We start from the raw sequence: 14,149 nt of genomic DNA, 5'->3' as shown, positions 1-14,149 counted from the left end.
TACTCGCAGCCCGGGTGCCGCGGTTGCCGGAGCGGGTGAGCAGGCCGAGAGTGCTGCTTGATGGGGCCGCCTCAACACCTCATCGCGCCCCCGCCGGCCACCCACGACGAAAGGTCCCTGTGATGCAGACCCTCACCCTCAACAACGGCGTCGAGATGCCCGCCCTCGGACTCGGCGTCTTCCAGACCCCGCCGGACGAGACCCGGGCCGCCGTCACGGCCGCGCTCGACCTCGGCTACCGGCACATCGACACCGCCGCCGCGTACGGCAACGAACGGGAGGTCGGCCGGGCCGTCCGCGAATCCACCGTGCCCCGCGAGGAGATCTTCGTCGAGACGAAGATCTGGATCAGCGACTACGGGTACGACGAGACCCTGCACGGCTTCGACAAGAGCGCCGCCAAGCTGGGCGTCGACCGCATCGACCTGCTCATCCTCCACCAGGCCCTCCCGTCGGACTTCGACAGGACCCTCGCCGCCTACCGCGCCCTGGAGACGCTCCTGGCCGACGGCAAGGTCCGCGCCATCGGCGTCAGCAACTTCATGGTCGACCCGCTGACCGCGCTGCTCGACGCCACCACCGTCGTCCCGGCGGTCAACCAGCTGGAGATCCACCCCTACTTCCAGCAGCGCGCCGTCCTGGACTTCGACGACGAGCACGGCATCCTCAACCAGGCGTGGTCCCCCATCGGCGGCATCACCTTCTACCCGGGGTACGGCGAGAACCGCAGGAGCGTCCTGGAGGACTCCGTCGGCACCGGCATCGCCGAGGCGCACGGCAAGAGCCCCGCGCAGGTGCTGCTCCGCTGGGGCCTGCAGCACGGCCGCTCCGTGATCCCCAAGTCGACCAAGCGCCACCGGATCGCCGAGAACATCGACGTCTTCGACTTCGAGCTGACCATGGACGAGCTGAACGCCCTCGACGCCCTTGAGACCGGTCGCCGCGGCGGCCCCGAGCCCACGAGCATCAACCTCACGGACCACGGCCGGGCCATCCCCGAAGCCTGACGAGAAGGAGAGGACCATGACCACCTGGAACGACTCGGACCTGACCAGGATCGGCGCGGCCGAAGAGCTGGACCTCGAGTCCGAACGCACCGACGGCACGCTCCGCGCCCCGGTGACGATGTGGGTCGTGCGGGCGGGCGACCACGTCTACGTCCGCTCGGTCAAGGGCGTCGACGGCCCCTGGTACCGGGGCGCACGCTCCCGCCACCAGGGACGTGTCGAGGCCGGAGGCGTCCGGGCCGACGTCACCTTCCGCCACGCCGGTCCCGGCGAGTACGCCGACGTGGACGCGGCCTACCGGGAGAAGTACGGCCGGTACACCGACATCGTCGAGCACGTCCTGACCGACCGGGCCCGCGCCTCCACCCTCCGTCTCGAACCCCGCTGATCCCCTGCGGATTCACCCCTCGGACAGAGCCGTGAGGACCACTGCGGTCAGTGCCGCGCGCTCCACCATGCCGGAGACCGACGTGTTCTCCGAGCGGGCGTGGGCTCCGGAGCCGACCGCGCCGATACCGTCCAGAACCGGGACACCCGCCGCCACCACGAAGTTGCCGTCGCTGGCTCCGCCGACCGCCGTCTCGCGCAGGTCGTAGCCGAGCGTCGCCGCGCAGGAGCGGGCCAGCGCCGCCAACTCGGCTACGCCTGCGGTGCGTTCGAAAACCGGGCGGTTCCAGCCGCCCGTCACCTCGGTCGATGTACGCCGGTCCACCGGCCGCAGCGCGGCCAGCGCCGCACCGATACGGTCCTGTTCGGCAGCGGTGGCGACCCGGACGTCGAGCCGGGCGACCGCCCGTCCTGCCGTCACGTTGCTGCGGGTGCCGCCATCGATCACACCTACATTGAGCGAGGTACCTGCCTCCCGGTCACGCAGTCCGGCCAACAGCGTTATCTGATGGGCTAGTTCATCCACCGCGCTGGCACCGGCGTCCGGGTCCAGGCCTGCGTGTGCCTCCTTACCGGTGACGGTGAGGGTGAAGAGACCGACCCCCTTACGCGCCGTCTTGACGGCGCCGTCGGCCGCGGCCTCGAAGACAAGAGCGGCGCGGCTCTCCCGGGCCTCGGCGACGATCGCCTCGCTGGAGGTGAGGCTGCCGGTCTCCTCGTCACCGTTGAGCATCAGGGTGCAGGCCGGACGGGGCAGCCCGAGCGCGTCCAGCGCCCGCAGCGCCCACACCGCCTGCACCAGTCCGGCCTTCATGTCGAAGACCCCGGGGCCGGTGATGCGGTCGCCGTCCCGTCGGAACGGCCACCCGTCCAGAGTGCCGGTCGGCCAGACCGTGTCGTAGTGGCCCAGCAGGAGCACCGGCCGGCTGCCGGCGCCCGGGTAGCGGCGGATCAGGATGTCGCCCGTCTGCTCGCGTTCCAGGATCTCTTCTGCCTCCGGGGTGGCCAGGGCGTCGTCGAGCCAGCCACGCACCCACGTCAGACAGGCGGCGAGCGCCTCCCGGTCGTCGCTGGCACTCCCCTGGGACGTGTACGCGGCCAGGTCGTCGACCATGTCCTCCCGGTGCGCGTCCAGCCACGCACTCACCGCGACGGCCGTCTCCTGGTCGGGGCGGGCCGGACCGTCGTCCGGGACGGGGTCCTGGCCCGGGGAGGAGCCCGCGAGGTGGTCGAGCGCGTCCAGCCGGGACTCCGTCATCAGGCCCGGGTCGCGCTCCAGCTCCCGCAGCCCGTCGATGACGGAGTGCAGAACCGGGGCGTCCACCCCGTGCCGTTCGGCCTGGGTGAAGACTTCCGCGTAATGGGTGGTCACCTCGACGGGCCGACGACGTACCGCCAGGTCGCGCCAGATGCCGCTGCGGTCCTTGGCCTGGGTGCCCAGCCATGCGGTGAGACGACCGGTGGCGGCACGGCGTACGGCGGGATCGGCGCCCCGCCGGAACACGTCGGGCTCGAAGGCGTCGAACGCCTCCAGCGTCACCCCCAGGGCGTCAGCCACGTCGAACACCTCGCCGGCCACCGCGTGCATGGTGAGCGGGTGGCGGTCGATCAGCTCGGCCATGGGTGCGTCGGCCAGGGCCGTGGCCGCCAGCATGGCGCCGAACCCGGCCTTGGCCCACAGGTAGCCCTCGACGTTGTCGCTGGCCACCGCCGGACCCCAGCTCTGAAGGTCGGCGACGAGTGCGCCGACCCGCTCGGAGACAGCGGCGCCGTGGCACTCACCGACCACCAGGGCCCCTGCTCCCCCGTCGAGGATCACACCGGGCTCGATGACGTCGGCGAAGATGTTGACGAAGGCGGCGACGGTGCGTTCCGGCCCGATCCTGTCCGCTATCAGTTGCTCGTTGAAGCCGTTCTGGAACGAGACGACCCAGCCATCCGGAGCGAGTCGCGGAGCGATCCAGTCGAGTGCGGCTTCCGTGGCCTGTGCTTTGACCGCCAGCAGCACCCGATGGACGGAGCCGTCGTACGTATCGGGTGTCGCCGCCTCGACCGGTACGCTCTCGCGGTGCTCGCCCCGGGCGACGGTCAGCCCCCGGTCACGGATCGCCGCGACGTGCGCCGCGTCCGTGTCGATGAGACAGACCCGATGGCCCGCACGGGCCAGGCTGAAGGCCAGGGTCCCGCCGATCGCTCCGGCGCCGACCACGGTGTAGCTGTCGCTGCTCATGCGGAGTGTCCTTCCGTGGCCGTCTGGGGCGGTGATGCCGGTGATCCGGATGCGGCGGTGGGGGCGTGCGGGATGCCGTCGTCGGGACCCGAACCCTCCGGTGGCCAGATCCGGGGCAGATGGGCCGCGCCGGTGCTGGATCCTCCGTCGACCCGCAGAACCTCGCCGGTGATCCAGGAGGCGTCCGGGCCCGCGATCCAGCGGACGGCGCGGGCGATGTCCTGGGGGGTACCCGCCCTGCCGAGCGGATTCGTGCCGATCGCGGTGGCGTACTGCTCGGAGACCGGGTTGCACGCGCTGTCGACCGGGATGAACCCGGGGCTGACGGCATTGACCCGGATGTTGTGGGCTCCCAGTTCGAGGGCGGCGGCCCGGGTGGCCATCTCCAGCGCCGCCTTGGAACTGGCGTAGGGGCCGCCGCCAGGACGGGCGCGGAGTGCCGAGCCCGAGGAGATGTTGACCACCGCGCCGGCCAGGCCGTGCTCGACGGCGAGCCGGGAGAAGGCGGCGGTGGCCAGTACCGGAGCCCGCAGGTTGACAGCGAAGAGCCGGTCCCAGTCCGCGGCGGACACGTCCCCCATGTCGAGGGACGGGTAGACGCCGGCAGCGTTGACCAGTACGTCGACCGGCCCGCGCGCCGCCCAGGCCTGGTGGACGAGGTCCGCCGCGGCTTCCGGCCGGGTCAGGTCAACAGTGAGCGCACCGACCGGGCCGGCGCCGGAGCCGGTCGCGCCGAGCCGTGCGGCGACGAGTTCAAGAGTCTCCCGGTCGCGGTCGGCAAGGGTGAGGGCGGCGCCGTCCGCGGCGAACTCCTCCGCGACCGCGCGGCCGATCCCACCGGCCGCTCCCGTGATGAGGACGTGGCGCATCAGTGGAACTCCTTGTTCTTGGTCTCCGGCATCGTCACGTAGACGAGGAACGAGATCAGCGACGCCCCGGCGACGTACAGCCAGAGCAGGTCGCTGTGGCCGCTCTCGTGCATCCAGGTGGTGAGGTAGGGGGCGGTGCCGCCGAAGAGGGCGACGGCCAGCGCGTACGGCAGGGCGATCCCGGTGGCCCGGATCTCTGCGGGGAACTGCTCGGCCATGATGACCGCGCAGTTCGCGGAGTAGCCGAGGATCAGCAGCATCCCGACCAGCTGCACCAGGAACAGGCTGAGGAAGCTGTCGCCCAGCAGATGCAGCAACGGCCAGGCCAGCAGCGTGAATCCGCCCGCGAAGACGGCCATGGTCGGCTTACGCCCGAGGCGGTCGGAGAGCAGGCCGACGAAGGGCAGCAGGATGACGAAGATGATCAGGCAGAGCGTCTGCGACAGCAACGCGCTGCTCAGCGGGATACCGGTGGTGAGATTCGCGTACGTCGGGAGGTAGTTGACCCATATGTAGTACGTCAATGTGCCCGCGATGGTGATCCCGGCGACCCGCAGCGCGGCGCCGGGGTGCTCGACGAACATCACCTTGAGCGGGTTCGAACGCGTACGGCCCTCCCCGTGGGCCTGGGTGAAGGACTCGGTGTCCTCCACGGAGACCCGCAGCCACAGACCGACCAGCCCGAGCAGCCCGCCGGCGACGAACGCCAGGCGCCATCCCCACGCGTGGAGGGCCTCGTCGCTGAGGGTGGAGGTCGTGATGGTTCCCAGCAGCGAGGCGATCAGCACACCGCCTGCGACCGACACCTGCTGCCACGATCCGGCGAAGGCACGGCGTCCGACGGCAGCGGACTCCACGAGGAACGCCGAGGAGGACCCGAACTCTCCCCCGGCGGAGAACCCCTGGACCAGACGGGCCACCAGGAGCACCAGCGGGGAGAGCACTCCGATGGACTGGTAGCTCGGGGTCAGGGCGATGACGAACGCGGCTCCTGCCATCAGCCCGACCGTCAGCGTCATGCCCTTCTTACGGCCGTGACGGTCGGCATACACACCGAGTACGGCCGCGCCGACGGGCCGCATGACGAAGCCGACGGCGAAGACGGCGAGGGTGGACAGCAGGGCGACCGCACCGTTGCCGGAGGGGAAGAACTCGTCGGCGATGATCTTGGCGAAGATGGAGTAGAGGGCCCAGTCGACCCACTCCACGGTGTTACCGATCGTGCCGGCGACGATGGCCTTGCGCTGCTTGCCGCTCAGTTTGTGCGTGGCGTTCGCGGCCGGGACCGCGGGGGACTCGGTACTCATGACGTGTGCTCCGGGATCTCGTGGGGAGGAGTCGCGGTGCGGACGGCCTGGGCCAGTTCCGCGTGGGTCGCGTACCAGACCCCGGGGTGCGCGGCGATGTGGTCCAGCAGCTCGCGCAGGACGACCAGCCGTGAGCGGTGGCCGATGACATGCGGATGGAGGGTGAGCTGGAAGACACCGCCCGCGCGGTGGGCGGCGTCGAACTCGTCGGTCCAGATCTCCAGCACATCGCGAGGACGGCTGTGCGGGCGGACCGCGCCGTAGCGGTCCATGGTGAAGTACGGCGCGTCATCGCGGATCCAGTCGACGGGGATCTCGACCAGGCCGGTGGGTCGGTTGGCGGCCAGGATCTCGTAGGGCTCGTCGTCGGCCATCAGCGACGAGTCGTAGGAGAAGCCGAGGTCGAGGATGGTCTGCAGGGTCGAGTCCGAGAAGTCCCAGGACGGCGTGCGGATACCGGTCGGCCGCTGCCCCGTGAGGTCGGCCAGGGTGTCCAGGGCCCGCCCCACGAGTTCCTTCTCGTCCTCGGCGCCGAGCAGTGTGTTGCGCTCGTGGATCCAGCCGTGGACGGCGAGCTCGTGGCCGTCGCGGGTGTAGGCGCGGGCCTCATCGGGGTGGAGCAGCGCGGAGACGGCCGGCATGAAGAACGTAGCCGGGACCCCGAAGCGGGCGAGCAGGTCCAGGACCCGCGGTGCGCCGACCCGTGCGCCGTACTCTCCCTGGGCGAGGAGTCCCGGGCTGGTCAGCCCGTCACGCAGGGGAATCGTCTCGTGGTCGGAGTCGAAGGAAAGGGCGACCGCGACCCGGGCGCCGTCCGGCCAACGCTCGGGCAGCAGCCGGCGACCGGCGCGGACGGCCTCGACGTGTCGCCGCCACTCGCTCTCGGGCCACCGCCAGCTCTGTGTCGCGGTGTCCAGCTCGTTCGTGGGCATGGTGCTCTCCGGGTGACTCGAGGGACGGGGGCTCAGGGGTAGAGGGGTGTGCGGCTCACGGGCACGCTGCCGCATACACGTGTCAGGTGGTATGTCCATGCCGCCGGCCGAGGGCGCGACCGGGAGGCCTTCGGCGTATGCCGGACGGGCCGATGCGCGGAAACGCAGATGCGCGATGCGCAGATGCAGCTGGGTGCGGACGGGCCCGCTGTACGGTCAGGTGACGGGCCGGGCGGGGCTCCGCCCTGCCGTCAGCCGGACTGGTCCAGCCGGGTCCAGGCCCCCTTGACGGTGGCCAGGTGCACGGTGACGTCGGAGGCGTTCAGTCCCGGCAGGGCACCGATGACCTCACCGGTGTAGCGGAACAGATCGGTACGGCGGGGCAGGACCATGTGTCCGACCAGGTTGAACCGGCCCGTGGCCGCGGCGAGGAACTTGGTGCCCGGATGACGCGCGAGCTGCCGGCCCGCGGCGTCGAGCCGATCCGGCTCGATGGACAGCCACACCATGAACTCCGCCTGGTACCCCAGGAGCGCCGGATCAACGAGGGTCCGGAAATGCAGGACTCCGCGCTCCACCAGCCGGTCCAGGGCCCGCGAGACGCTGGACTCACTTCGCTCCAGCCGGCGCGCCAGCGTACTGACCGGCAGCCGGCCGTCCTCGGCCAGACCGTCGGCCACGGCCTGTTCCAGCTCGGACAGCGCTTGTGGCGCCTTGTCCCAGTCGTCACGGTCGCAGGGTGGGGCGAGCGTGGCGGGCCGCAGGTCGGCGGCGGCCTCGGGTGGCAGCAGGCCGGTGTCCCACATGGCCGCCGACGTGAAGTTACGGATGACGGCGACGCACTCGGTACCGGTGATGAGGTGCGCGCCCGGCAGGTCGGTGAAGAGCAGCCTCATCAGCTGTTCGTTGTCCTGGGCGACGAAGTCGACGATCAGGTCGGCCGTGCCGGTGACGACGGCCAGGAACCGCACCTCCGGGCACTCGGCCAGCAGCTCGGCGAGTTCCAGTCCCTTGCCCGGCTTGGCGTGCACACGGACCAGCATGGAGGAACCGCTTTCGGTGCGGTCCAGCTCCAGCGCACCGACCACATGCACGAGTCTCCGCTCACGCAGAGCCTGGTAGCGCCGCTGCGCGGTGGTCTCGCTGACCTCCACCCAGCGGGAGACGGAGTTCCACGCGGCACGGCCGTTGAGCTGGAGCGCGGCGATGACGCGGCGGTCCAGATCGTCGATCATGCCTGCGTGCACTCGGGATGACATGGCAGGGACGCTAAATCACCGCCCGGAAACCCGTCAACGATGGAATCCTGCGTGCATGCGGCTGGCGCGGCCGCTCTCCGGCGCCAGGCATGTTTTAGGCAGGGAAATACAGCAGATCGGCCCTGGTGGTCCGGGGGCGCGGTCCCGTGCAGGATCACACCGCGAGGGCACGCAAGTTTCTCGTCGGCCGCCGCACGGCCCTTGGCATCGAACGCGCGGCAGCATCGCCCGGGGCGGCAGCCCCCCGACTCAGGCGCGCGGGCCGGCGCCGCGCAGCAAGGTGTCGATGATGCGGCGGCGAGGGCGTCCGGATCGGCGCCGCCCTCGCCGCCGCGCCGGGACTCCCCGATGAGCGCGTCGCAGACCCGGCGCACTCCGCCGAGGCCGGCAGGACGGGGTTGCGCCCGCCGCCCGGTTCCGCTACCAGCCGGCCTTCGCCCCGTTGTAGGCCGTGCGACAGTCGGCGTTGGTGGCCTCTGCGGCCAGCTTCTCCATGGAATTCATCCAGACCTTCTTGGCCAGCTTCTCCAGCTCCCGTGTCCCGGCCGGTACGTTCGGGGCGTACTTCTTGATCGTCGCCAGGGAGGACTTGGCGAACTTGTTGCACACGGGACCGGCGGCGTTCCGGTAGCGGGTGTCCAGGTCCGTGGCGACCGCCTGGCCGTTCGTGGTCGCCCAGGTGTTCCAGGCCGCGCACGCCTTCTCGGTGAAGGCCGCCTGATCGGCCTCGCTCAGTCCCAGGACCTCGGCCAGCAGGGTGTTCTGGGCCTTGTCCGGGACCGTGAAGTCGACGACGGGGAACTTGTCGAGGGTTTCGAGCAGGGCCTCCTGGCAGGCGGGGGGCAGAGGGGCCGCCTGTGCGGAGGAGGGGACGGCCAGCGCTGAAGCGGACAGGAGAGCCGCGGTGAGGACGGTGCGCTGGACGGTACGCGAAAGAGTCATGAGGGAGTGCTCCTTGCACGAGGACGTGTCGGTCCGGGCGCCGCATCAGCACCCGACGGCTACAGAACGATCAACGGCGCCCCAGGTCACGGCCGACGGCCGGCGCGACAAGGCCCTTGGCCCACAGTGCCGTTCGGCCGTCCGCGCGAGAGCGAAGACCCGCAGAACGGCCGCCGGCCCGGCGATGACACGGGTCGCACGCGCTGCTCGGCCGAGCCGTCCTCCGCTGCGGGCGGGGGCCCCGGGGCGCGCCCGGTCCGAGCGCCCGCCCGGCTCACACCGGCGCCGAACTCTCCTCCAGTTCCCCCACGGCCTGTTCCCACAGCTCCGGCAGCAGTTCTCCCAGCGGAAGGGCGCGGTCTGCGACGAAGGACACCTCGGCCCAGTCGCCGAAGAACGAGAGCCCCACCCCGAAGAGGTGCCCGGGCACGAGCAGGGGCAACAGGGCGGTACCCGTCACCTGCGTCTCCCCCAGGCTCCCCTTGTCGGCGAGCGGCATGGAGGTGGCCATGACGTTGGTGACGCGTGGGGAGAGCACCCTTCGCAGGTACCACTCGGTGGGGCGGCCCGGCATGAAGCGGACCAGGTCCTGAATGGCCTGCCGCCATGCCTCGCCCCGCAGCTTCCGGGTCCTCGTCATGACCTCGTCCAGTCGCCGCAGGGAGGCGTCACCGTCGTGGGATCCGTCCGGATGGTGCGAGGCCGTCCGCACCGGCAGCTCCAACGGCAGGGCGAAGCAGCGGTTCCCCCAGGTCTGTTCCTCGTCGGGGCGGCGGGCGTCGACGGGCAGCACGGCCGTCACCCGTGGGAGCGGTACGCCGGATCGGGCCGACCAGACCGACAACGCCCCGGCGAGTGCCGCGAGATGTACGTCGTGGGCCGAGCCGCCGCGCGCCGTGCCGATCCGGCGAAGGGTGTCCGCCGGCACGCGGCCCCGCCACAGCCGCCGCTCCCCGGAGGGGACGAACACGGCGTCGGGGCGGTGACCACGGACGGCGAGGGAGCCGACCACGAACTTCGTGGCCAGCCCGACGGCCGCGCCCACTCGCCGTGGCACCCCGGCCCGACGCCTTTGCCCGGGCACCGGGCGGGCCGAGGCCTCCCCCTCACCCAGCATGGCGCGGAAGGTCATGGCGGCGGCCGAACCGTCCTGGCAGGCGTGGTGGAAGCGATAGCACACGGCGTAGGCGTCGGGTGCGTGGCCGTGAACCAGCCAGACCCCCCAGTAGGCACCGGGCGCGAACGGGGCGTTGAGCGCGGTGTACAGGGCGGAGTCCCACGCGGCGGGCCCCTCGGCGACCACCTCGTGCACGTGCCGGTCGACGGCGAAGTCGGCGTCCGGCTGCCACCGGAGCCGCCGACCGCCCTCGACCCGGCTCGTGAGCAGGGGCAGCTCGCCCAGGCGGAAGCCCACGTACGCGCGGAGGTCCGCCAGGGTCGGGGGCGGGCCGCTGAGGTACGCGACGCCACCGGCGTCCCAACGGACGTCGGGCCGACGGCGTTCCAGGTTGAGGAACGCGCGATCGACGGAGTGGGTCGGGTGGCGGGGAGAGGGAACAGGCTGATCGGACCGGGTGGGCCGGGCGGACTGATCGGAAACGGGCATGGGGCTTCAGGGCTCCATTCGTGCCAGCGGCGAGCGGCTGACGGGAGGAGGGGCGGGCCGGAGCGCGAGCGGGCTGACAGCAGGACGGGCGCCGGCCGGGCAGCCCGTCCGCCCCCTGCCGACCGCAACGCAACGCTGCCCCGGCATGCCGACCATCAGCATGACCACCGACCGCAGCCGATCCATCCGGCACCGGAACGCCGCCCCCGCCCCGGGCAGCCCCGTTCCTCTGCATCCACGATGGTCGGCCGCATCCGCTTCAAGGCCCCCTCGGCAGCCGTTCCCCGTGCCGTGACCGGCCTGCCGCCCCACGCCGACCCGCCGCCGTCGACGCGGCGCACACGGGAAGTCCGCTCCCGGAACACCGTCCGCGAAATCCCTCGAAGGAGGGACAGGGCTCCGTACGCCTCCGTACCGCTCCGGTTGTGTCACGTCACCCCGGTACGTCCGGGCGTCCTGGCTGCGGCGAAGTACTTCGGATTCGTGCGGGCGCGCACGGGCCACGGCATGCGTACTTCGTTCGGGTGAGCAGATCGAATCGGGGCTCTCACCCCGCCCGCCGTCTGACATCGTGTGCCGTGCGCCGAAGGTATCCGGGCCCCGGGAGGGCTTGAGCAACCCCCGGCGAGGCCGGCGGCGTCGGAGGACCGGCGCGCGCTCGCCGCGCCGGACCGGCCGGAAGGGAACGGGCCGCCCGCGGCACGACCGCCGGTGACCGCCCCGCCGATGGCCGGCCGGTGGCCGCCCGGCCCGCTGTTCCCTGTCGCCGCAGCGGCGGCACCCCGCCCGCAGCCCTCCGCACGCGGTCGCGGGCCCGTCCGTTTCGAACCCCTTGGAGCCATGGTCGTGCATGTCGCCCTCACCGGCGCCACCGGATTTCTCGGACTGCGCCTGTTGCATCGCCTGCTCGGCACACACCGGTCGCTGACAGTCCTGGCCCACGCGGGTTCGGGAAACGCTCTGCACCGCATTACCCGATTCTTCGAACTGACAGGTGCTCCTGAGGCGTTCGTCGCCGGGCTCCCTGACCGGTTGCGGGTGGTGGAGACCGACCTGGCACGGCCCCGGCTGGGATTGTCCGAGCGAGCGTTCCAGAGGCTGGCCGACGACATCGGCGCGATCTGGCACAGTGCCGGCAGCATCAATCTGGAGGGAGACCTCCCCGAGCTGCGCCGGACCAACGTCGAAGGGGCCCGGCACGTGCTGGAGTTGGCCGCCGCGGGCCGCCGGCGACCCACGGTCCACCACGTGAGCACCGCCTTCGTGGCCGGCTCCCGGCGTGAAGGGGTGGCGTACGAGGACGAGTTGGACGTCACCTCCGGCTTCGAGAACGCCTACGAACGCTCCAAGTACGAGGCGGAGCTGCTGGTACGCGCGTGGTCCCGGGAGCACGGCCGCCCGGTCCTGGTCCTACGGCCGAGCATCCTGGTCACCGACCTGCCGCCGCACCCCGAGCTGCCCTCGCATCCGCTGCTGGTCATCGAGCGGATCCTGCGTGACGCCCGACGCGCCGTCGGCTCCGGAAGCCCGGCCGACCGGCCCCGCGTCCGAACGGTGGGGCATCCGCACGGCCGTCTGAACCTGTTACAGGTGGAGCACGCGGCCGAGGTCATGGTGCGGCTGGCCGGCCGGACGCCCTCGGGCGGGGTCGACACGTACCACATCGTCCATGACCGCGATGTGCCCGTACCGACGGTCGTGACCCTGCTGGAACGGCTCATCCCGCTCTCGATCGACCTGGTCGCCACCAAGCCGGAGGCCCCGTCGGCACTGGAGGCGCTGCTGGACTTCTATCCGGGTATGACGGCCTACCTCGCCCACCGGCGGCGGTTCGACGACACCCGGGTCAGGTCGTTGCTGGGGCCCTCGGCTGCCTCCGCCCCGGTGGACCTCGACTACCTCTGGTCCGGTCTGGCCCCGCCGGGCCGGGCCCTCGCCGGGTCGCAGGACGCGCCCACGACCGCCTTCTCGTCCGCCTGACACGCCTGTCCAGCCAGGCGCCCTCTCCCGTTGGAGTCTCTCCGTGTCCGTCCTCGCAGCTCCCGGCTCCCCCGCCGCGTCCCCGCCGGTCTTCTCCCCCGAGGGGATCGCGGCCTGCGCCCGGCGGATCCGGGAACCCGTCCACGTGGTCAGCGGGCCGGACGGCCGTGACCTGGGGCTCGCGACCGGTCCCGCACCCGGCGGCCCGGTGCTGGGTACGCTGCCGCCGTTGTATCCCGAGTGGCTCGGCGGTCGCACCTTCTGCGAGGCGCACAGCGTCCGCTTCCCCTATGTCGCGGGCGAGATGGCGAACGGCATCGCGACCACCGGCATGGTGTCGGCGATGGCACGGGCGGACATGCTCGGTTTCTTCGGCGCGGGCGGTCTGGCGTACCCCGATGTGGAGCGGGCGGTGCACACACTGGCCCACGAGCTGGGAACCCGCCAGAACTGGGGCGTGAACCTCATCCACTCACCGGCCGAGCCCGCGCTGGAGTCACGCGTCGCGGAGCTGCTGCTGCGCTGCGGTGTCCCCCGGATCTCCGCGTCGGCGTTCATGGAACTGACCCCGGCCGTCGTGCTGTGCTCGGCCCGGGGACTGCGCCGGGGTGCGGACGGCGACATCGTCCGGCGTACGAGGATGCTCGCGAAGGTCTCCCGGCCCGAGGTGGCCGAGAGGTTCCTCTCCCCCGCCCCGGCCGCACTGCTGAACCCTCTCGTCGCTCAGGGCAAGCTGACCCGGGAGGAGGCGGAGCTGGCGGCCCTGGTGCCGGTGGCCGAGGACATCACCGTGGAGGCGGACAGCGGCGGGCACACCGACAACCGGCCGCTGTCGGCCCTGTTGCCGAGGATCGCCCTCCTGCGCGACGCAGTGTGCCGGCGGTTCGGCTACCGCCGGCCGGTCCGGATCGGCGCGGCCGGCGGCCTCGGCACACCGGACGCGGTGGCCGCCGCCTTCGCCCTCGGCGCGTCCTACGTGGTCGTCGGTTCGGTGAACCAGACAGCCAACGAGGCGGGCCTGTCCGACGAGGCCAAGTCGATGCTCTGCGACGCGGACATCACCGATGTGGCCATGGCGCCGGCGGCCGACATGTTCGAGCTCGGAGTGAAGCTGCAAGTACTCTCCCGGGGCACGATGTTCGCCGTGCGGGCCGGACGGCTCCATGCGGCGTACCGGGCGCACGGTTCGCTGGAGGAGCTCCCGTCCGCACTGCGTGCCTCGATCGAACGCGACGTGCTGCGCGCCCCGTTCGACGAGATCTGGCAACAGACGCGCGCGTTCTGGGAGCAGCGCGATCCCACGGAGATCACCCGTGCGGAGGCCGACCCGAAGCACCGCATGGCACTGGTCTTCCGTTGGTACCTGGGCAGTTCCAGTCTGTGGGCGATCACCGGTGACGGGGCGCGGCGGGCCGACTACCAGATCTGGTGCGGACCGGCGATGGGCGCGTTCAACCGGTGGGTGGCGGGCACTCTGCTGGCCGAGCCGGGGAACCGGTCGGTGGTGCAGATCGCGCTCAACCTGCTCGAAGGAGCCGCAGTGCTGACCCGGGCGCACCAACTCCGCACCTATGGCGTGCCGTTGACGCCCGATGCGTTCACCTACACGCCGCGCGAGCTGGCGTGAGCG

11 protein-coding genes are annotated in these 14,149 nt (G+C 71.6%); 4 read left to right on the top strand and 7 right to left on the bottom strand.

Annotated features, from left to right (window positions below; translation table 11 throughout):
* Positions 1–122: 122 nt before the first annotated feature.
* Together ACIREO_RS19635 and ACIREO_RS19630 are read left to right on the top strand one after the other, a co-directional pair.
* Positions 123–1,007, top strand: coding sequence for an aldo/keto reductase (locus tag ACIREO_RS19635; RefSeq protein ID WP_404111544.1), 885 nt, complete (start codon positions 123–125; stop codon positions 1,005–1,007).
* A gap of 16 nt (positions 1,008–1,023) precedes the next feature.
* Positions 1,024–1,395 (top strand): DUF2255 family protein, encoded by a 372-nt coding sequence (locus ACIREO_RS19630; protein ID WP_404111541.1) that lies wholly within the window; start codon positions 1,024–1,026, stop codon positions 1,393–1,395.
* A 12-nt stretch (positions 1,396–1,407) separates the two neighbouring features.
* Here the strand turns inward: ACIREO_RS19630 and ACIREO_RS19625 are convergent, their stop codons facing one another.
* The 7 genes from ACIREO_RS19625 to ACIREO_RS19595 all read right to left on the bottom strand — a co-directional run bounded on the left by ACIREO_RS19625 (position 1,408) and on the right by ACIREO_RS19595 (position 10,539).
* Entirely contained in the window at positions 1,408–3,624 is a 2,217-nt protein-coding gene (locus ACIREO_RS19625; protein WP_404111539.1) for a 2-dehydropantoate 2-reductase, read from the bottom strand.
* Positions 3,621–4,493: an SDR family NAD(P)-dependent oxidoreductase gene (locus ACIREO_RS19620; protein WP_404111536.1), complete on the bottom strand. Its 873-nt coding sequence runs from the start codon at positions 4,491–4,493 to the stop codon at positions 3,621–3,623. The genes ACIREO_RS19625 and ACIREO_RS19620 overlap by 4 nt, the downstream gene beginning before the upstream one ends.
* On the bottom strand, positions 4,493–5,800 hold the full coding sequence (locus ACIREO_RS19615) for an MFS transporter (protein WP_404111533.1): 1,308 nt from the start codon (positions 5,798–5,800) through the stop codon (positions 4,493–4,495). The genes ACIREO_RS19620 and ACIREO_RS19615 overlap by 1 nt, the downstream gene beginning before the upstream one ends.
* Positions 5,797–6,732, bottom strand: a complete 936-nt coding sequence (locus ACIREO_RS19610; protein ID WP_404111531.1) for a polysaccharide deacetylase — start codon at positions 6,730–6,732, stop codon at positions 5,797–5,799. The genes ACIREO_RS19615 and ACIREO_RS19610 overlap by 4 nt, the downstream gene beginning before the upstream one ends.
* Before the next feature lie 251 nt (positions 6,733–6,983).
* The gene (locus ACIREO_RS19605) at positions 6,984–7,967 is read right to left on the bottom strand and encodes an Lrp/AsnC family transcriptional regulator (RefSeq protein ID WP_404111995.1); all 984 of its coding nucleotides are present in this window, start codon (positions 7,965–7,967) and stop codon (positions 6,984–6,986) included.
* A 444-nt stretch (positions 7,968–8,411) separates the two neighbouring features.
* Positions 8,412–8,933 carry a hypothetical protein gene (locus ACIREO_RS19600; protein WP_404111528.1) on the bottom strand — a complete coding sequence of 174 codons (522 nt, stop codon included), beginning with the start codon at positions 8,931–8,933 and terminating at the stop codon, positions 8,412–8,414.
* Positions 8,934–9,207: 274 nt separating this feature from the next.
* A complete protein-coding gene (locus ACIREO_RS19595; protein WP_404111526.1) occupies positions 9,208–10,539 on the bottom strand; it encodes a hypothetical protein in 1,332 nt (443 codons plus the stop codon).
* 840 nt (positions 10,540–11,379) lie between these two features.
* Between ACIREO_RS19595 and ACIREO_RS19590 the strand changes: the two genes are divergently transcribed.
* Together ACIREO_RS19590 and ACIREO_RS19585 are read left to right on the top strand one after the other, a co-directional pair.
* A complete protein-coding gene (locus ACIREO_RS19590) occupies positions 11,380–12,519 on the top strand; it encodes an SDR family oxidoreductase (RefSeq protein WP_404111523.1) in 1,140 nt (379 codons plus the stop codon).
* Positions 12,520–12,562: 43 nt separating this feature from the next.
* The gene (locus ACIREO_RS19585) at positions 12,563–14,146 is read left to right on the top strand and encodes a PfaD family polyunsaturated fatty acid/polyketide biosynthesis protein (protein WP_404111521.1); all 1,584 of its coding nucleotides are present in this window, start codon (positions 12,563–12,565) and stop codon (positions 14,144–14,146) included.
* Positions 14,147–14,149 lie beyond the last annotated feature (3 nt).

Source organism: Streptomyces sp. NPDC102441, from assembly GCF_044765585.1.
Lineage (GTDB): Bacteria > Actinomycetota > Actinomycetes > Streptomycetales > Streptomycetaceae > Streptomyces.
The sequence above is the reverse complement of the archived record's forward strand: the minus strand, read 5'-3'. Positions and strand labels throughout refer to the sequence as shown.